Raw genomic sequence first — 17,456 nt, forward strand, 5'->3', positions numbered from 1 at the left:
GGGAAATAGCTATGAGTGATAAAAAATTTGCTGATTTTCAGTTACAACCTTATCTGTTAACAGCAATTCAAAAAATTAATTTTCGTCAACCAACACCGGTCCAACAACGAGTAATACCAGTGATTATGGCGGGACGAAGTGTTGTGGGGCAATCAGCGACTGGTAGTGGAAAAACACATGCCTTCCTCTTACCGATTTTTTCAAAGATTAGTCCGGAAGATCAAACTGTTCAAGCAGTAATTACAACTCCTAGCCGGGAATTAGCATACCAAATTTATAATGCGGCCAAGCAGCTTAATAAATATGCTCCTCATCCTCTTACCATTCACAATTATGTTGGTGGTACAGACAAGCAGCATCAAGTTAACCAATTAAGCCGAAAACAACCTCAATTGGTCATTGGAACTCCAGGAAGAGTATTAGACTTAATCAAGAGTCAAGCATTGGATATTCATACAGCAAAAATGTTTGTGGTGGATGAAGCGGACATGACATTGGATATGGGATTCTTACATGAAGTTGACCAAATTGCTAGTCATTTTCCTGATGACCTTCAGATGATGGTTTTCTCAGCGACGATTCCGCAGAAACTACGCCCCTTCTTAAAAAAATATATGGAAAACCCAGTAGTTGAAGAAATTCCTACTGAAGCAGTAATCAATCCAGACGTTGATAATTGGTTAATGTCAACTAAGGGGCAAGATCGTAACCAGCTAATTTATCGTTTATTGACTCTTGGAGAACCATATCTTGCGTTAGTATTTGCTAATACAAAAGAACGAGCAGTTGAATTAACTCAGTATTTAGAAAATCAAGGGCTAAAAGTAGCGATGATTCATGGGGGATTGGAAGCTCGTCGTCGGAAACGGACAATGCGGCAAATTCGTGATCTTGAATATCAATATGTTGTAGCAACTGATTTAGCAGCGCGTGGAATTGATATTGATGGAGTATCATTAGTAATTAATGACGACTTGCCAACTGATCTTGAATACTTTGTTCATCGGGTTGGCCGTACAGGGCGAAATGGGATGAAGGGAACTGCCATTACCTTATATGAGCCAGCAGAAGACGATTTAATTGCTAAGCTTGAGGAGCGGGGAGTTAAATTTGTACCAAAAGAATTAAAGAATGGTCAACTAGTAACTACCCATGACCGTAATCGCCGGAAGCATTATAAGCGGCGGCAAAATGAACTTGATCCGTCAATGAAGGGTTACGTAAAAAAGACTAAGAAAAAGGTTAAACCTGGTTATAAGAAACGGATTAAAAAGGCGATTAAAGAAGACGAACAGCAAAAACGAAAGCTAGAATTACGACATAAAATTCGGAAAGCTAAGCGTGCACGACAAAAACAACATCGCCGTGAACGAAATGCCCGTTGATTTTAAAGTAATTGTTCGCTATAATATGACACGTTTGGGACATGCTATAACTAATGGAAAATTTCAGAGACAGTTGGTAAGGTGTGACAACTGATTTCCTAGCCTTAGTGCTCCCCATTCGGATAATTTGATATTTAACCTTGGGCAACCAAGAAGTAAAGAGGTAAACGAATTCCATCGTTGCAAGCAGAGTGGTACCGCGTCAATCCGGCGTCTCTGATTCGCAATGGTGGTTTTTGTTTTAGAAAGGGCGATTTGATGAAAGAGTTAAAGAAGCTAAATAGTGCTCAAGTACGGCGGATGTACTTGAAGTTTTTTGAAGAGCATGGCCACCAAGTTATGCCGAGTGCATCATTAGTTCCAGTAAATGATCCAACATTACTATGGATTAACTCTGGGGTTGCCACAATGAAGAAATACTTTGATGGGAAAGTTGTTCCTGAGAATCCACGGATGACAAGTTCACAAAAGAGTATTCGGACGAACGATATTGAAAATGTTGGTAAGACTGCTCGGCACCATACTATGTTTGAAATGTTGGGTAACTTCTCTGTTGGTGATTACTTTAAAAATGAAGTAATTCCATGGGCTTGGGAATTACTAACAAGTGATGAATGGTTTGGTTTTGATCCTGAACGGCTATACATTACTTATTACCCTAAAGACCATGACGCTTATAATCGCTGGCGTGAAGTAGGTGTTGCTGAAGATCACCTAATTGCTGATGAAGATAACTTCTGGGATATTGGTCAAGGTCCATCTGGTCCAGATACAGAAATTTTTTATGACCGTGGTCAAGAATTTAATAATTTAGCCGATGATGATCCAGAAAATTATCCTGGTGGTGAAAATGAACGCTACCTTGAAATTTGGAATATTGTCTTTAGTCAATTTAACCATACGCCAGAAGATACTTACGAACCACTTCCGCATAAAAATATTGATACGGGAATGGGCCTTGAACGGGTTGTTTCAATCTTTGAAAATGCCCCTACTAATTTTGAAACCGACCTATTCATGCCATTAATTAAGCAAGCTGAAGAATTTAGTGGTACTAAGAAGTATGGTCAAAATAAAGAAGACGATATTCAATTTAAGATTATCGCTGATCATATTCGGACAATTACCTTTGCGATCGGGGATGGCGCCTTGCCTTCAAATGTTGGTCGTGGATACGTTATTCGACGGTTGCTTCGGCGAGCAGTTGTTGCTGGAAAGAAGCTGGGGATCGATGAACCATTCTTAGCAAAGATGGTTCCAACAGTTGGCAAGATCATGGAAGATTACTATCCTGATGTTCTTAAAAATGCTGACTATATTGCTTCGGTTATTGAATCAGAAGAAGATCGCTTTAGTGCAACCTTAAATGGCGGATTAAACTTGTTGAATAACGTGATTGCTGAAGCTAAGGAAAATAAGACCAACGAAATTGATGGGCGAACAGCATTTAAGCTTTATGATACTTATGGCTTCCCAATTGAATTAACCAAGGAATATGCCGAAGATGAAGGATTAACAGTTGATGAAAAGGGCTTCCAAGCAGCAATGACGGAGCAGCAAAATCGTGCTCGTAATGCCCGTGATATGGATAACGGGATGGGGGTTCAAACTGATTTGTGGACTTCATTCAAAGAAGATAGCAGATATGTTGGTTACACTGATTTGACCGTTGATAATGCAAAAGTTATTGGTTTAGCACATGATGGTCAACAAGCTGATGAAGCACAACCAGATGATAAGAACATTGAACTAATTTTTGACGTGACCCCATTCTATGCTGAAATGGGAGGTCAAGTTGCTGATACTGGTGACATTATTGATAACTATGGTAAAAAAGTTGGTCGCGTGGTTGATGTCCAACATGCACCAAACCAGCAAAACCTTCACCGGGTAGAATTAACTGCCCCTATTAAAAAGGGTGCTCGTTACAAACTGGTTGTTGACCGTATTCGTCACCTTAAGATTGAAAAGAACCATACAGCAACCCACTTGTTAGACCAAGCATTACGGAACGTTCTTGGTGGTCATACTCAACAAGCCGGATCATTAGTTGAAGAACATTACTTACGTTTTGACTTTAACCACTTTGGCCAGGTAACTGCTGAGGACCTTAAGAAGGTTGAAAACATGGTTAATGAGCAAATCTGGAAGGAAATCCCAGTCAAGACAGTGGAAACTGATATTGATTCTGCTAAGGAAATGGGTGCTATCGCCTTGTTCTCAGATAAGTATGGTGATAAGGTTCGGGTTGTTAAGATTGGTGACTTTAACACTGAGTTCTGTGGTGGTGACCATGTTAAAAACACGAATGAGCTTGGTCTCTTCAAGATTGTTTCTGAAGGAGGAGTTGGTGCTGGAGTACGGCGGATTGAAGCAGTAACTTCCAGTGATGCCTTTAAGTTCCTCCAAGATCGTGATGACCTCTTAACAAAGAGTGCTGCTAGTTTGAAGGTTGCTCAGATTAAGGAGGTTCCTCACCAAGTAGAAACACTGCAAAATGAACTTAAGGAAGCTCAAAAGCAAAATGAGGCCCTCCAAGCTAAGATTGCTGCTCAACAAGCTAATAATGTTTTTGAAAACGTTCAAGCAACCAAGAATGGAAGTTTAATTGCTGCCGAAGTTCAAGTTGCTGGAATGGGCCAATTACGGCAACTTGCTGATACTTGGCGTTCAAAGGCTCTTTCTGATGTTCTTGTTCTTGCGACAGCTAGTGATGGTAAAGCAAACTTATTAGTGGCTGTTAGTGATGATAAAACTAAGGAAGGCTTAAAAGCCGGTGACCTTATTAAGGCGATTGCGCCAGCTATTAATGGTGGCGGTGGCGGTCGACCAAACCTCGCCCAAGCTGGTGGAAAGAATCCAGCCGGAATCAAGGAAGCTTTAAGCCAAGCTAAAGATTACCTCGATAAGTAAATCAAAAGGGAGCGAGACAGAAGTTGCTTGTGACTTCGTTTTTTGCCGCGAAGCTAGCCTCTGGGAGCCCCCGCAAGCAACAATAGGCCTCCAACGTTCGGTTTTACTGGGCGTTGGAGGCCATTGATGTACTGCGCCATTTGTCTTTTATGAAAGTAACTTGACTTATGTCACAGTCCCAGTCTAAGAGATTGAAAGAAACCAATTTTTGAGTTCTTTCAATCTTTCTTTTTTGTAAGAACTTCTTAAAGTAATAAAAAATACTATCAAGAAACGCTATTATCAGCTATAATTATAAAACTTGTAGTTTGAGATAAAACTAATATTACTGTTTACTTACAATTGACAAATGTAAATTGTGATTTCAATAAGAATATAGTAAAATGGATGGTTGAAAAGAATATCTGGAGGTGACGATTGATGGCTACAAATGATAAAACGATGTTCTTTGATTTCGGTCAAGAATGTCAAGAAGATATGAAGCAAACATTAAAGACGGTTTATGAATCATTAGAAGAAAAGGGATATAACCCGATTAATCAAATTGTTGGTTATCTTTTATCTGGTGATCCTGCTTATATTCCGCGTTTGAATGATGCACGTAACTTGATTCGTCAACATGAACGTGACGAAATTATTGAAGAGCTTGTTCGGTCATACCTAAAGAATAACGGTGAAACTAAATGAGATTAATGGGATTAGACGTTGGCTCTAAAACGGTTGGTATTTCCGTAAGTGATCCTCTCGGTTGGACGGCTCAAGCAGTTGAGATTATTCCAATTGATGAAGAAAACGAAATTTTCGGGATTGATCGTGTTGCCGAGTTAGTGAAAAAAGAACAGGTAGCTGGGTTTGTAATTGGCCTTCCTAAAAATATGAATAATACAGAAGGTCCTCGTGTTGAAGCATCTCAGCACTATGGCAGGTTATTACAACAACGTTTTCCAGATATTCCTATTGACTTTCAAGATGAACGTTTAACGACGGTTGAGGCACACCGAATGCTAGTTGAAGAAGCGGATATTTCACGTGCTAAGCAGAAAAAAGTTATCGATGAAGTTGCAGCAACATTCATTTTACAAAGCTATTTGGATCGCCATGGCCGCCTTGTGAATAAGCTAAAATGAGGTATTAAAATGAGTAAACAAGACAATAACGAAGACATGATTACGTTAATTGATGAGAATGGTAATGAACAATTATTTAAGGAATTGTTTACGTTTGATTCTGATGATTATGGCAAATCATATATCTTTATCTATCCCGCAGAACAAGAAAATGATGATTCCGTTGACATCCAAGCTTACATTATAGCTGATAATGAAGATAACGATGGACAGGACCTTGTTCCAATTGAAGATGATAAGGAGTGGGACATGGTTGAAGAAGTATTAAATACTTTCCTTGATAATGATGGTAATTTTAAGGCTTAATTAAAATTCCAGGATAAATAAAATATTAACAAAAGGGAGCTGTAGACACATTTGTCACAGTCCTTTTTCTTTACAAGCAGAATGAAAGGATCATTAGGATGATTTTAACAACCTTTATTATTTTGATTTTAATGGGGTGCTTTATTAATGGTCATCGTCGCGGATTATTGACAATGACGTTAATGCTGGGGACATATATAGTAGCTTGGATCGTTGCTCGTCAGGGAGCGCAATTGATTGGGGGTTGGTTAAAATCATTATTACCAAATATTGGAACCCCGGCAACTTTCTCCGAGAGTTTGCTTGCAAATGTAAATAGTAATCTTTTCTTTTATAATGGGATTGCATTTATGATAATTTTTACAATTGTTTCAATTCTTTGTCACTGGGGTATTCGTCAGTTAAACTGGATAAAGAGGATTCCAGTGGTGGGGACACTTGATAAAATTGCGGGTGGCTTAATCTCATTTTTGATTGGCTATTTGATTATTTACGTTGTTTTGCTAATTATGCAATTGTTTCCAGCAGGTTGGTGGCAAATGCAAATAGCAAACTCGGAACTAGCGCGTTTTATGATTAATCAAACACCAGGAATAGCGCATTTAGTAATTGATACGCTAGTACAGGGAGGATAAAATGAATAACAAAATTTTAGAAACATTAGAATTTGATCGAATAAAAGGACAACTTGCTCAATACCTTGTTTCCGCAGCTGGTCGCCGCGAATTAATGCAGCTTGTTCCACAAACTGATTACGAGGCAGTCAAAGAACTTTTGACAGAAACTACTGATGGAGCCGATATTTTAAGATTAGAAGACGGGATTCCTATTCCGCAACTAGCTGATATCAAACCGCAATTGAAACGTTTGAAAATTAAGGCCAATCTGAACGGCACGGAATTAGCTCAAATTACAAAAGTGCTGCAAACTAGTATGAGTGTAAAAAACTTTTTTGACCAGATGCGGGAGAAAAAAATTAAACTACGGTTTTTAACTACCCAAGTTGACCGCCTAGTTACAATTCCTTCAATTACTCAGCGGCTAGTTCGTTCGATTGATCCTGATGGGCGGATAAATGATGAAGCATCGGCTAAACTCCATGGTATCCGGCAATTAATTACCCAAACGGAAGCAGAAATTCACCAACAAATGGAAAGATATACGCGCGGGAAAAATGCGAAATACTTAAGTGACCCGATTGTCACAATGCGAAATGACCGCTATGTAATTCCAGTAATCGCTCGCTACCGAAATAAATTTGGTGGGGTTGTTCATGACCAAAGTGCTAGTGGACAAACTTTATATATTGAACCAGCAGCTGTTGTAGAAACTAATAATCGGTTACGACAAGCGCAAATAGAAGAACGACAAGAAATGCAACGAGTGTTAATTGAATTATCACAAATGATTGCTCCTTACCGGCATGATATTGGTCAAAATGAAGCAATTCTTGGACACCTTGACTTTATTAATGCCAAGGCACGCTGGGCACATGATACTAAGGCAACACTCCCACTCTTAAGCAAAGAAAATCACGTTTCATTACGAAAAGCTCGCCATCCCTTGATCGATCCTCGACGAGTAGTGACAAATGACATTAAGATTGGGGAAGATTATCAGGCGATTATTATCACCGGCCCCAACACTGGTGGTAAAACCATTACGCTTAAAACTTTAGGAATCATCCAATTGATGGGACAATCCGGCCTGTTTATTCCTGCAGAAGAAGGCAGCACAATTGGGATCTTTGATAATGTATTTGCGGATATTGGTGATGAACAGTCATTGGAACAAAATTTGAGTACTTTCTCTGGTCATATGGATGGAGTAAAAGCCATTCTTGAACAAATTACAAGTCGTAGCTTAGTCCTTCTAGATGAGCTTGGTGCTGGAACTGATCCCAAAGAAGGGGCTGCTTTAGCAATGGCTATTCTTGATGATATTGGCAGTAAAGGAACCATGGTTGTAATTACAACCCACTATCCTGAACTCAAAGTTTATGGATATGATCGTGCTAAGACGATTAATGCTAGTATGGAATTTGACCAAGAAACTCTTAAGCCGACGTATAAATTACTACTAGGGATTCCTGGGCGGTCGAATGGATTAGAGATTGCTCAGCGATTAGGAATTAATCCCCAGGTTATTGATGAAGCACGGACATTTGTTAGTGATGATAGTCAAGACCTTAACAATATGATTGGTGATTTAGTAGAGCAACGGAAAAAAGCACGCGAAGAAAGTGAAAAGCTAACAAAACTAGTAGCCAAAAATGAAAAAGTTCAGCGTGACCTTGATGAGAAACTCACCCGCTTTAATGAACAGCGTGATAAGTTATATGAACAAGCACGTTCGAAGGCTAATCATCAAGTTGCGATGGCGAAGAAAAAGGCTGACCGAATTATTCATCATTTGCGCCAGTTAGAGGTTCAGCAGGGCGGAAATGTAAAAGAAAATGAATTAATTGATGCACAAGGGCAATTAAATGCTCTTCATCAGGATAATCCACGGTTGCAACACAACTCTGTATTGCAACGGGCTAAGCAAAAGCATGATTTGCATAAAGGTGATGCAGTCTTGGTAAAATCTTATGGTCAATATGGAGAACTTTTATCTAAGCGGGGGAACCACAAGTGGGAAGTTCAGATTGGGATTCTTAAAATGGAAATTGATGAGAATAATCTTGAAAAAGTAGCTAAGAAAGATCTCCCACGAGAAAAAGATGCAAAGCGACGACCACGGGCTGCTGTGAGAACGACACAAACACGTAAAACCTCGGCCCGTCTTGATTTACGGGGGCATCGTTATGAACAAGCAATGAGTGAGCTCAGTAACTTTATTGATCATGCATTATTGAATAATCTTTCAACAGTAACAATTATTCATGGAAAAGGGACTGGTGCTCTTCGTAAGGGAACGCAACAATATTTGCAAAGCAATCCCCAAGTTAAATCATTCTCCTATGCTTCTCCTAATGCTGGAGGGGATGGAGCGACAATTGTTAATTTATAATCACTTACTATAAAAAAGTAAGCAACTTAAATGACATTTAAGAAGTGATTTGTTAGAATAACGTTAAGAAAAACAAAGGAGGAATTGAAGATGGCTGTAAACGTAACTACCGATCAAACCTTTGAACAAGATACTGCAACTGGTGTTGATTTAATTGATTTTTGGGCAACTTGGTGTGGTCCATGTCGGATGCAATCTCCAGTAGTCGATGCACTGTCTGATAAGATGACTGATATTAAATTTTTTAAGATGGATGTTGACCAAAATCCAGAAACTGCACAAAAATTCCGGATTATGAGTATCCCTACATTAATGGTTAAGAAAGATGGTAAGGTAGTAGACCAAATCATTGGTTACCATAGTGAGGATCAATTAAAGCAAATTTTACAACAATATGTTGATTAGAAAAAAGCTGGAGAAAAACTTTTTGTTTTCTTCCAGCTTTTTAGTATTTTAAACTTATTTTTTATCTTTTTTTCGTCGCTTTAGTAGTGAATGACGAGTTTCTTTTTTAGGTGCGTCTTCTTTTTCGTTAGGGCGATCAACAGTGATGAATGTTACCATCTCAGATCGTTCATTATCAGCTGAACTTTGTGGATCGTTTTGAATCAAAATATCAACATAATCACGGTGACGGTCAAAGATCTTTGCCTCTGCAACCGTTCCAAGTTGAAACTCTACTTCTTGAGCAAGAAAACCACACTCTAAACCAAAGGAGGTTTCCTCTTCGTCTCTTTGAATCCGTTCCTTTACAATTACCCCTGATAGCCGCCACACTTGAGAAGTATTGCTTTTTTTACGTAAAGCTAAACGGCCAAAGCCAAGCTGATTAGTGAGATATACTAGATCCTCGGCTGTAGCAACAGGATATACTCGAGCGAGATCTTTACCAATCCAATATAGCATCTCATCGGTTTCTTTGCCTAGGATGGCTGGTAAAATCACGTCGCGCATTGTTCCAGCCCCTAGTCCTTGATGACCGGCTATTAACTGATTATATAATTTCTGACTCATATCCACTCGCTCCTTTTTAACAATCATTATTATTATACTTAAATTTCAAGATCTTAATAGGGTTAAACCTGAAAAACTTGCAAAATCTTATGGAGAAACGGATAATATAGTTTCAAGGTTTTAAACGTTTTAATGAATTAACGAGGTGAAGAGAATGGATAAACGACCAATCGGGGTTATGGATTCAGGGCTAGGCGGCCTATCTGTAACCCGTGTACTTCGTGAACAAATGCCCCAAGAATCTGTAATTTTTGTGGGTGACCAAGGGCATTTTCCATATGGAACTAAGACAAAAGAACAGATTCAGCAATTAGCATTACGCATTGGAAAATTCTTGTTAAAACAAGACGTAAAAATGATGATAATTGCATGTAATACCGCGACTGCAGCAGCTCTTCAACTTCTTCAAAATGAATTACCAATTCCAGTAATTGGGGTAATTGAACCAGGAGCCATGGCTGCTACCCAACATCATTATAAAAAAATTGGGGTAATTGGCACCGAATCCACTATTAAAAATGGCGCCTATGCTAAAACGTTAGCTAAACTCAATCCTGCTTTAAAAGTTATCAGTTCTTCCGCCCAACCACTGGTCCCAATTGTTGAACATGGGCAAACAGGGACAACTGAAGCACAAAAAGCTGTTGATGCTGAATTAAAAGTATTTGATAATCAATCGATTGAAGCTTTGATCCTTGGATGCACCCATTTTCCGTTTTTACAAAAAGAAATTCATAATAAATTAGGATCTAATGTTCAGTTAATTGATCCTGCATTTGAGACAATCAGACAGGCAAAGGAATTGTTAACTAGTGAAAATCAATTGAGTAATGATTTAGCATCAAGTATCGACCTTTATTCAACGGGAGATGTTAAAGACTTAGTTGCTGGTGCACAACAATGGTTACCGAATGGCTACCGCAAGTGTGCACATATTCAATTAAACGAGGAAGGTTAAAATGAAAACAATCGTAATTGCAACAAAGAATGCCGGGAAAGCGCGTGAATACCAAGAGATGCTTGCTCCCCTAGGAATTGAAGTAAAAACATTAGCCAATTTTGCACCAATAGCAATTAATGAAAATGGTAAAACATTTGAAGAAAATGCAACAATTAAAGCCACTACAGCTGCTAATGAACTTCAATTACCTGTTATGGCGGATGATTCGGGATTAGTGGTTGATGCCCTTGGAGGTGCTCCAGGTGTATACTCAGCAAGGTATGCTGGTGATCATGACGATGCTGCTAATAATACTAAACTCTTATCGGCATTAAATGGGGTACCTGATGAAAAAAGGACTGCCCACTTCCATACTACCATCGTCGGAATTAAGCCTGATGGAACCAAATTAGTTGCCAATGGTCGGGTTGATGGCCATATTCTTCATCAACTCACAGGAAAAAACGGTTTTGGTTATGACCCGCTTTTTTATGTTGATGAATTAGGCAAATCAATGGCCCAGTTAACAGCCGACCAAAAGAATCAAATTAGTCATCGTGGACGAGCATTACGGTCATTTATGAAGCAATTTAATGATTGGTGGTAATAAAAATGAAGCTATTAGTTGTAAGTGATAACCATCGAGAAGAAAAAATTTTGACAGAGATTGTTCAAAAAATGAGGGATCAGGTTGACCTGATGATTCACTGTGGCGATTCAGAATTAGCTCCTAATCGGGAACCAATGAGCAATTTTAAAGCAGTGAAGGGGAATAATGATTATGGTTTATCGTACCCTAATGAGTTGGTAATTAATGCTGGTCAAGAGCAACTCTATATCACTCATGGCCATTTACAGCGGGTCAATTTTTCTCTAACCCCTCTGATGCTTACTGGCCAAGAAAAGGGTGCATCCATTGTGTGCTATGGGCATACTCATCAGTTAGGCGCCGTTTATGATCATCAAATGCTAATAATTAATCCTGGGAGTATCAGTTTTCCTCGTGGTGAATATGCTAAATTTGGGGGAACGTTTGCAATTATTGATGCACAGCCTGAGCGGTTTATTATAGATTATTATAACCGTCAGATGGAAGTTCTTCCTGGATTACATTGTGAATTCAGTCGTCAAAAATAAAGGAGTGTATTTTTTGTGATTGATCAGCGTTTACGGACTTTATTGCTGAAAAATAAGCAGAAGTTTATGATCCCTGCCAGTTTAGTCGCAACGGTAAACCAAAGTAATAGTTTAGATCATGCATTCTTAGTTCTTACTAAGGATCGTTACGCTAAAATTATTGTGATTGACAATAAAAACCATTATTGCGGTCAAATTTCTTTGGCAATGATTACTGACCAATTATTGGAGACAAAACGGATCAATGTAGAACGCTTAAATGAATTAACGGTCAGGGATGTGATGCAAACCGATGCGCCGGTTATCCAAGATCCAACTGATATCGAAGAAAATTTACACCTCTTAATTGACCAGTCATTTTTACCGGTGGTGGACGATCATAATTACTTTTGCGGAATTGTGACACGTCGTGAAGTATTAAAAGCGGTCAATTATACAATGCATACTTTTGGAAAATAATGAAAGTGGCTGTGACATAAGTCAAGTTACTTTCATAAAAAAACAAATAGTGCAGTACAACATAGGCCTCCAGCGCTTGGCAAAATCGAACGTTGGAGGCCTCTTCTTTTTATCCTTCATTTTTAATTAACTGGTTAATAGTCTGCAAGACACCATCATGATTATTATCAATTGTTGTGGTGTGGGCAGCTTGCATTTGAATAATCGGTTGTGCATTCTGCATTGCGTAGCTTTGACTTGTCATCGCTAACATTCCGAGGTCATTTTCATTGTCGCCAAACGTAACAATTTCATTTGCCTTTAAATTAAAGTGGGACTGCAAAAGGGAAAGGGCATTTTGTTTAGTTGCAGCAGCATTACCGATTAAGTCAGTATTAAAGCCTGAATTTTCCATGATTAAAGATGGCGGTAAGTAACCATCTAAGGTTGTTGCAACTTTTTTAAGATCGATATGGTTAGCGAAATTAATTGATATCTTGGTAAAATCTTCAGTTGGCCGTTGAGTGAAAATCTGCCGGATATCAGGGATACGCTCTACATTTTCATAAAAAAGTTTCACAATATTAAAATCGTGAATACTCATCCCCTGATCAACATAAGATTTTTCACTAGTAGAGATTACTAATTGATTAATATCTTGCGGGCCATAGAAACGGTCAAGGACATGAATAACCCGGGCTAAAGATTCCTGATTAATAGGAAAAGATTTAAATAATTTGCTTCCTAAATGAATAACTGAACCGTTTTGCGAAATAAATCCCATCTTGGCGGTGTAGTCTTTAAATTCTCGTTGCAACCGTGGGAAACTGGATCCACTAGCAGCGACAAAGTAGATATTATGGCGTTCAAGTTGATGAAAGACCTTTGCGAATAAAGAATGATTGTAAGTATGGTCGTCTCGTAAAAAGGTTCCGTCCATATCAGTAGCAATTAATTTAATACTCATTAGGTACTCCCTCCCAGGCAATTGGAATATTATTTGTTCGTAATTCTTTAAGATATGCTGCCAAAAAGCGACTAGCGACAGTTGATTGTTTTCCACTGACTGCTGTTATTGTCACGCGAAAAACGAGCGCACCGTCTGGAGTAACGACTGGTCCGACAATAACTGGTTTTAATTGTAGTGCCTTTATTTGTGGAACTAGTTTTTTATTCACTTGTGTAACAATTTCTTCTACCTTGTTAAGCGGGGTCTTTGAAGTAATATGAATATCAACATTGCTAACCATATTATTTCGTGAAAGGTTTTGAACAATGGTAATGTTACGGTTAGGAATAAAATTAAGTGTTCCATCAGAACTAGTAACTTGAGTGGTGCGGATACCAAGAGCAGTTACAGTTCCTTTGATTTGACCAATTTGGACAGTATCGCCAACGTCTAATTGTTGCTCAAGTAAAATGAAAAAGCCAGTCACGATATCACTAACAAGACTTTGAGCCCCAAGTCCTAAGGCTAAACTAAAGATTCCGGCTCCAGCAATCAGTGTCCCTACTGGAACGCCAATTTCTGATAATATGGCGTATAATAAGAAAAAATAACAAGTATAGCGATAAATATTTAAGACAAGGGCTTTTACCGTTGCCATTCGATTGCTATTTTTTAGTACATTGTATTTTTTTGATTCTTGAAAAAGGTGGACAATGATAACTCGTCCTAACCATAAAAGCATTAAAAATAAGACAAACGTAACGATAATTAAAAGAAATTTACTTAAAAGTTGTTGTGAAATTTCGTGCCAAGATAAATCTGTAAAAGCTTTTTTTAATTGTTCCATCTGTTTTGACGTAAGAGAAGTGGCACCAGTAATCATAATAACCTCCTAAAAAATACTAATAAATATTTTAACAGGGAAGACAAGCTTCTGTCGACTACACTAGATTATCGTTTTTATTTGTTTTATGATATTCTTAGTATTGAATAAGTATTTTGAAAACTAAAGGAGGGATTATCAGATGACTTTTGGCCAGTTGGCAGGGTTAATTGCGGCAATCGCATTCCTAATCTTAGTCATTTTTGCATGTATCCTGTTGAATCAATTGAGTAAGACGATGAAAGAAACAAATAAAAGTATTACAACTTTAACGCGGGATGTTCATTATCTTAGCCAAGAAATGGAGGATGTGCTAAGTAACACGAATACATTGTTAGACGATATTAACCATAAATCAGAACAACTAGACCCGGCGGTTAAAGCAGTCGCAGATGTAAGTCAGAGTGTTTCAGAAGTGAATGCCTCACTTCAAGAAATGGTCGAAAAAGCTCGGCTGCGTCGTGAGAAACGACAATTTGACCGGAGTATTTTTAAGTTTGCAGGAAAGACACTTGTTTTAGATGCTTTCAACAGATTTAGACAGCATCGGAAGCAAAAGAAAGGAATGACAAATAATGAGTAAAAAGTTACTTGCTGGGATATTATTAGGTGGAGCTGCAACATATGCTGCATGGAAGAAAATGGCACCAGCTAAAAAAGAAGCATTGAAAGAAAGCATTGATGAAAAGATTAATAAAGTTGCTGATTATGTGACTGATTACACCTTAGACGCATTAGACATTGTTGATGATCTTATGAGTGATTCTAACTTGAACGATAAGGTGAGTGGCGCTGCGGATGCTGTTAATAATGTTAAGGGTAAGGTAAAAGATAGCGCCAATAAAGTAGTTAATCATATGACTAATGATGACTTTGATAAGCAAACTGCTGATATTCGTGAGGAATTAGCGAAGAATAAAGAAGCAGATGAAGATAATAACGATATTATTATCGATGCTACTAGTGATCAAAAGCCAGCATCTACTGAAGACGATGAAGCAGATCAAGATGACGCTAAGACAGCCGATAAATAAGTAAAATAAAAAAGCTGAGAGATTTCTCAGCTTTTTTATTTTAATGAGGGAAAGTTAGCAATTCTTTAGTTGTATGCGTAAATGGTTCGCAACCATCTTCTGTAATATGAACACAGTCTTCAATCCGGACACCGGCAAAACCTGGAATATAAATGCCGGGTTCAATGGAGAAGCACATTCCAGGTTCAAGAACTAGCTGGTTTCCTTCCATGATTGATGGAAATTCGTGTTCACTGCTACCCATTCCGTGTCCGAGGCGGTGAATAAAGTATTCGCCATAACCAGCTGCAGTAATGATATCACGAGCGATCTTATCTAATTCTTCAGCAGTCATTCCCGGCTTCGCAGCATTTTGAGCGGCCAATTGAGCCTCTAAACATACTTTGTAGATGTCTTTTTGTTTGTTGTTTGACTTTCCGACAGCCACTGTTCGGGAAGCATCACTAATATAGCCATCAACAATTGTTCCTAAGTCAAAGAGGACGAGCTGATTATCTTGGATCTTATTACTGGAGGTAGCTCCATGAGGCTCGGCAGCATGAGGACCAGCTTGAACTAGAGTATCAAAACTCATTTTATTAATCCCATGTTGTTTAAGCGCGTATTCTAAATCGGCAGCAACTTCTTGTTCTGTTTTACCAATTTGAATTGATTCGAATCCTACTTTAAAAGCAAAATCGGCCCATTTTCCAGCTTCATTTAACTTAGCGATCTCATCATCGCTTTTAATCATCCGCATTTTTGCTATCAAAGGAGAGAGATCAGTATTAAAATGGGCATTGGGGAGGACTTCTTCTAAGGCACGAAGACGGTCAACAGTTAGTGATTCTCCCTCAATTCCCCAGTTAATTGGTGAACCAGCGTGATTTTTGATATGTTCAGCAATAAGCTCAAACGGTTTTTCGTGATCTAAGTACCCATATACCGGATATTTCCAACCAGTATCCTTTATTGCTTCTACTTCAAGCGCTGGGGCAAACAGAAATGGCTCACTATCGGCAAAAAGGACTAGTGCTAATACCCGTTCTACTGGATCGCTGTAGAAACCAGTTAGGTAATTAATGGTCATTGGATCACTAATATAAGCAGCATCTAATCCTTTTTCAGCAAGGGCACATTGTAATTGATTAAGTTTTGTCACTGCATTCACTTCCTAAAAAAAGATTGCGAATATTATAACATATTGTTATGAAAGCAAAAAAATAATGAAGAACGTTTGCTAATTAAAACTAAATCTGCTATATTAACTAGGTTATGAAAAAATATGAAAACAGATTATACCAATAAAGAAAGGGCTATCTTATGGAAAAACAATCAGTAACAATTTATACGGTTGCCCGAGAAGCTCGTGTCTCAATGGCCACTGTTTCACGGGTAGTAAATGGCAATCCAAATGTAAAGCCAGAAACTAGACAAAAAGTTTTAGATGTGATTAAGCAGCTTAATTATCGTCCTAATGCAGTTGCACGGGGATTAGCTTCTAAAAAGACAACGACTGTTGGGGTAGTTATTCCTAATATAACTGATCCATACTTTGCGGAATTAGCATTGGGGATTGATGATGTTGCTTCAATGTATAAGTACAATATCATTTTAACTAATTCTGATTCTGATGATGAAAAGATTCTAAAAGTGGTGCGGAGCTTGCTTGCTAAACAGGTTGATGGACTTATCTTTATGGGGCATGATGTTTCTGATGATCTAAGGAATGAATTTGAAAGCACAAATACACCAGTTGTAGTAGCTGGTTCTGTTGTTAATGATGATGCTTTACCAAGCGTTCGGATTAACTACCAAGCAGCCGCCAAGGAAGCAACAGAATTTCTGCTAAAGCATGGTGATCAACAAGTTGCATATATTACTGGTCCATTACGATACTCAATTAATGGTAAAGACCGCCTCAATGGATATAAAGAAGCGTTAGCAAATAATAACGTGGCATTTAATGATTCATTAGTAATTGAAACAGACGGGTCTTATCAAGCAGGATATGCAAAGGCACAAGAAGTTATCGAAAAGGGCTTAAAGGCTGCTTATGTAACAGATGATAGTTTAGCTGCTGGGCTCTTAAATGGGCTTACAGATGCTGGTATTAGCGTTCCAGCTGATTTTGAACTAATTTCTTCCAATGACACTAATTATACAAAGGTTGTCCGGCCGACAATTACTTCAATCACTCAACCTCTTTATGATCTTGGAGCCATTTCAATGCGGTTGTTGACAAAATTAATGGATGGCGATGACAGCAATGATGATGAAAAGAATATGATTTTAGATCATGGCTTTGTTGAACGCCAATCAACTCGTAAGTAGGTTGT

Annotated in this window: 19 protein-coding genes; 15 read left to right on the forward strand and 4 right to left on the reverse strand. The window is 38.4% G+C overall.

Annotation, left to right across the window (positions count from 1 at the left end):
* The first annotated feature begins 11 nt into the window (after window positions 1-11).
* The 8 genes from LMB57_RS04150 to trxA all read left to right on the forward strand — a co-directional run bounded on the left by LMB57_RS04150 (window position 12) and on the right by trxA (window position 9,148).
* Window positions 12-1,385, forward strand: a complete 1,374-nt coding sequence (locus LMB57_RS04150; protein ID WP_229271295.1) for a DEAD/DEAH box helicase — start codon at window positions 12-14, stop codon at window positions 1,383-1,385.
* A 258-nt stretch (window positions 1,386-1,643) separates the two neighbouring features.
* Entirely contained in the window at window positions 1,644-4,298 is a 2,655-nt protein-coding gene (alaS, locus tag LMB57_RS04155) for an alanine--tRNA ligase (protein WP_229271296.1), read from the forward strand.
* A gap of 420 nt (window positions 4,299-4,718) precedes the next feature.
* Window positions 4,719-4,985, forward strand: a complete 267-nt coding sequence (locus tag LMB57_RS04160) for an IreB family regulatory phosphoprotein (RefSeq protein WP_229271297.1) — start codon at window positions 4,719-4,721, stop codon at window positions 4,983-4,985.
* On the forward strand, window positions 4,982-5,425 hold the full coding sequence (ruvX, locus tag LMB57_RS04165; protein ID WP_229271298.1) for a Holliday junction resolvase RuvX: 444 nt from the start codon (window positions 4,982-4,984) through the stop codon (window positions 5,423-5,425). The genes LMB57_RS04160 and ruvX overlap by 4 nt, the downstream gene beginning before the upstream one ends.
* Before the next feature lie 9 nt (window positions 5,426-5,434).
* On the forward strand, window positions 5,435-5,731 hold the full coding sequence (locus LMB57_RS04170) for a DUF1292 domain-containing protein (protein WP_229271299.1): 297 nt from the start codon (window positions 5,435-5,437) through the stop codon (window positions 5,729-5,731).
* A 98-nt stretch (window positions 5,732-5,829) separates the two neighbouring features.
* Complete coding sequence (locus LMB57_RS04175; protein WP_229271300.1) at window positions 5,830-6,366, forward strand: CvpA family protein; 537 nt, start codon at window positions 5,830-5,832, stop codon at window positions 6,364-6,366.
* A 1-nt stretch (window position 6,367) separates the two neighbouring features.
* A complete protein-coding gene (locus LMB57_RS04180; RefSeq protein WP_229271301.1) occupies window positions 6,368-8,743 on the forward strand; it encodes an endonuclease MutS2 in 2,376 nt (791 codons plus the stop codon).
* 90 nt (window positions 8,744-8,833) lie between these two features.
* Window positions 8,834-9,148, forward strand: coding sequence for a thioredoxin (trxA, locus tag LMB57_RS04185; protein ID WP_019252905.1), 315 nt, complete (start codon window positions 8,834-8,836; stop codon window positions 9,146-9,148).
* Between the two features lie 54 nt (window positions 9,149-9,202).
* Here trxA and LMB57_RS04190 read toward each other — a convergent pair whose 3' ends face one another.
* Entirely contained in the window at window positions 9,203-9,757 is a 555-nt protein-coding gene (locus LMB57_RS04190; protein ID WP_229271302.1) for a YslB family protein, read from the reverse strand.
* A 154-nt stretch (window positions 9,758-9,911) separates the two neighbouring features.
* On the opposite strand from LMB57_RS04190, the gene murI reads away from it, so the two are divergent.
* From murI to cbpB, 4 genes are read left to right on the forward strand one after another with little or no spacing between them, the layout of a single operon-like run.
* The gene (gene murI / locus LMB57_RS04195; RefSeq protein WP_229271303.1) at window positions 9,912-10,715 is read left to right on the forward strand and encodes a glutamate racemase; all 804 of its coding nucleotides are present in this window, start codon (window positions 9,912-9,914) and stop codon (window positions 10,713-10,715) included.
* Window position 10,716: 1 nt separating this feature from the next.
* Window positions 10,717-11,304 carry an XTP/dITP diphosphatase gene (locus LMB57_RS04200; protein ID WP_229271304.1) on the forward strand — a complete coding sequence of 196 codons (588 nt, stop codon included), beginning with the start codon at window positions 10,717-10,719 and terminating at the stop codon, window positions 11,302-11,304.
* 5 nt (window positions 11,305-11,309) lie between these two features.
* Complete coding sequence (locus tag LMB57_RS04205; RefSeq protein ID WP_229271305.1) at window positions 11,310-11,834, forward strand: metallophosphoesterase family protein; 525 nt, start codon at window positions 11,310-11,312, stop codon at window positions 11,832-11,834.
* Window positions 11,835-11,849: 15 nt separating this feature from the next.
* Window positions 11,850-12,293 (forward strand): cyclic-di-AMP-binding protein CbpB, encoded by a 444-nt coding sequence (gene cbpB, locus LMB57_RS04210; protein ID WP_229271306.1) that lies wholly within the window; start codon window positions 11,850-11,852, stop codon window positions 12,291-12,293.
* 109 nt (window positions 12,294-12,402) lie between these two features.
* Here cbpB and LMB57_RS04215 read toward each other — a convergent pair whose 3' ends face one another.
* Together LMB57_RS04215 and LMB57_RS04220 are read right to left on the reverse strand one after the other, a co-directional pair.
* A complete protein-coding gene (locus tag LMB57_RS04215) occupies window positions 12,403-13,239 on the reverse strand; it encodes an HAD-IIB family hydrolase (protein ID WP_229271307.1) in 837 nt (278 codons plus the stop codon).
* On the reverse strand, window positions 13,229-14,104 hold the full coding sequence (locus tag LMB57_RS04220; protein WP_229271308.1) for a mechanosensitive ion channel family protein: 876 nt from the start codon (window positions 14,102-14,104) through the stop codon (window positions 13,229-13,231). Before LMB57_RS04220 ends, LMB57_RS04215 begins: the two co-directional genes overlap by 11 nt.
* Before the next feature lie 142 nt (window positions 14,105-14,246).
* Between LMB57_RS04220 and LMB57_RS04225 the strand changes: the two genes are divergently transcribed.
* On the forward strand, window positions 14,247-14,687 hold the full coding sequence (locus LMB57_RS04225) for a DUF948 domain-containing protein (RefSeq protein WP_229271309.1): 441 nt from the start codon (window positions 14,247-14,249) through the stop codon (window positions 14,685-14,687).
* Window positions 14,680-15,138, forward strand: a complete 459-nt coding sequence (locus tag LMB57_RS04230; protein WP_229271310.1) for a hypothetical protein — start codon at window positions 14,680-14,682, stop codon at window positions 15,136-15,138. Before LMB57_RS04225 ends, LMB57_RS04230 begins: the two co-directional genes overlap by 8 nt.
* Window positions 15,139-15,178: 40 nt before the next feature.
* Here the strand turns inward: LMB57_RS04230 and LMB57_RS04235 are convergent, their stop codons facing one another.
* On the reverse strand, window positions 15,179-16,279 hold the full coding sequence (locus LMB57_RS04235) for a M24 family metallopeptidase (RefSeq protein WP_229271311.1): 1,101 nt from the start codon (window positions 16,277-16,279) through the stop codon (window positions 15,179-15,181).
* Window positions 16,280-16,440: 161 nt separating this feature from the next.
* On the opposite strand from LMB57_RS04235, the gene ccpA reads away from it, so the two are divergent.
* Complete coding sequence (gene ccpA / locus LMB57_RS04240) at window positions 16,441-17,451, forward strand: catabolite control protein A (RefSeq protein ID WP_229271312.1); 1,011 nt, start codon at window positions 16,441-16,443, stop codon at window positions 17,449-17,451.
* The last annotated feature ends 5 nt before the right edge of the window (window positions 17,452-17,456 follow it).

Source organism: Limosilactobacillus secundus (genome assembly GCF_020784695.1).
Lineage (GTDB): Bacteria > Bacillota > Bacilli > Lactobacillales > Lactobacillaceae > Limosilactobacillus > Limosilactobacillus reuteri_F.

Excerpts from the sequence above, each read along its gene's own strand:
- LMB57_RS04150 (WP_229271295.1), top strand. The coding sequence starts at position 12 with ATGAGTGATAAAAAATTTGCTGATTTTCAGTTACAACCTTATCTGTTA.
- alaS (WP_229271296.1), top strand. The coding sequence starts at position 1,644 with ATGAAAGAGTTAAAGAAGCTAAATAGTGCTCAAGTACGGCGGATGTAC.
- LMB57_RS04160 (WP_229271297.1), top strand. The coding sequence starts at position 4,719 with ATGGCTACAAATGATAAAACGATGTTCTTTGATTTCGGTCAAGAATGT.
- ruvX (WP_229271298.1), top strand. The coding sequence starts at position 4,982 with ATGAGATTAATGGGATTAGACGTTGGCTCTAAAACGGTTGGTATTTCC.
- LMB57_RS04170 (WP_229271299.1), top strand. The coding sequence starts at position 5,435 with ATGAGTAAACAAGACAATAACGAAGACATGATTACGTTAATTGATGAG.
- LMB57_RS04175 (WP_229271300.1), top strand. The coding sequence starts at position 5,830 with ATGATTTTAACAACCTTTATTATTTTGATTTTAATGGGGTGCTTTATT.
- LMB57_RS04180 (WP_229271301.1), top strand. The coding sequence starts at position 6,368 with ATGAATAACAAAATTTTAGAAACATTAGAATTTGATCGAATAAAAGGA.
- trxA (WP_019252905.1), top strand. The coding sequence starts at position 8,834 with ATGGCTGTAAACGTAACTACCGATCAAACCTTTGAACAAGATACTGCA.
- LMB57_RS04190 (WP_229271302.1), bottom strand. The coding sequence starts at position 9,757 with ATGAGTCAGAAATTATATAATCAGTTAATAGCCGGTCATCAAGGACTA.
- murI (WP_229271303.1), top strand. The coding sequence starts at position 9,912 with ATGGATAAACGACCAATCGGGGTTATGGATTCAGGGCTAGGCGGCCTA.
- LMB57_RS04200 (WP_229271304.1), top strand. The coding sequence starts at position 10,717 with ATGAAAACAATCGTAATTGCAACAAAGAATGCCGGGAAAGCGCGTGAA.
- LMB57_RS04205 (WP_229271305.1), top strand. The coding sequence starts at position 11,310 with ATGAAGCTATTAGTTGTAAGTGATAACCATCGAGAAGAAAAAATTTTG.
- LMB57_RS04215 (WP_229271307.1), bottom strand. The coding sequence starts at position 13,239 with ATGAGTATTAAATTAATTGCTACTGATATGGACGGAACCTTTTTACGA.
- LMB57_RS04220 (WP_229271308.1), bottom strand. The coding sequence starts at position 14,104 with ATGATTACTGGTGCCACTTCTCTTACGTCAAAACAGATGGAACAATTA.
- LMB57_RS04225 (WP_229271309.1), top strand. The coding sequence starts at position 14,247 with ATGACTTTTGGCCAGTTGGCAGGGTTAATTGCGGCAATCGCATTCCTA.
- LMB57_RS04230 (WP_229271310.1), top strand. The coding sequence starts at position 14,680 with ATGAGTAAAAAGTTACTTGCTGGGATATTATTAGGTGGAGCTGCAACA.
- ccpA (WP_229271312.1), top strand. The coding sequence starts at position 16,441 with ATGGAAAAACAATCAGTAACAATTTATACGGTTGCCCGAGAAGCTCGT.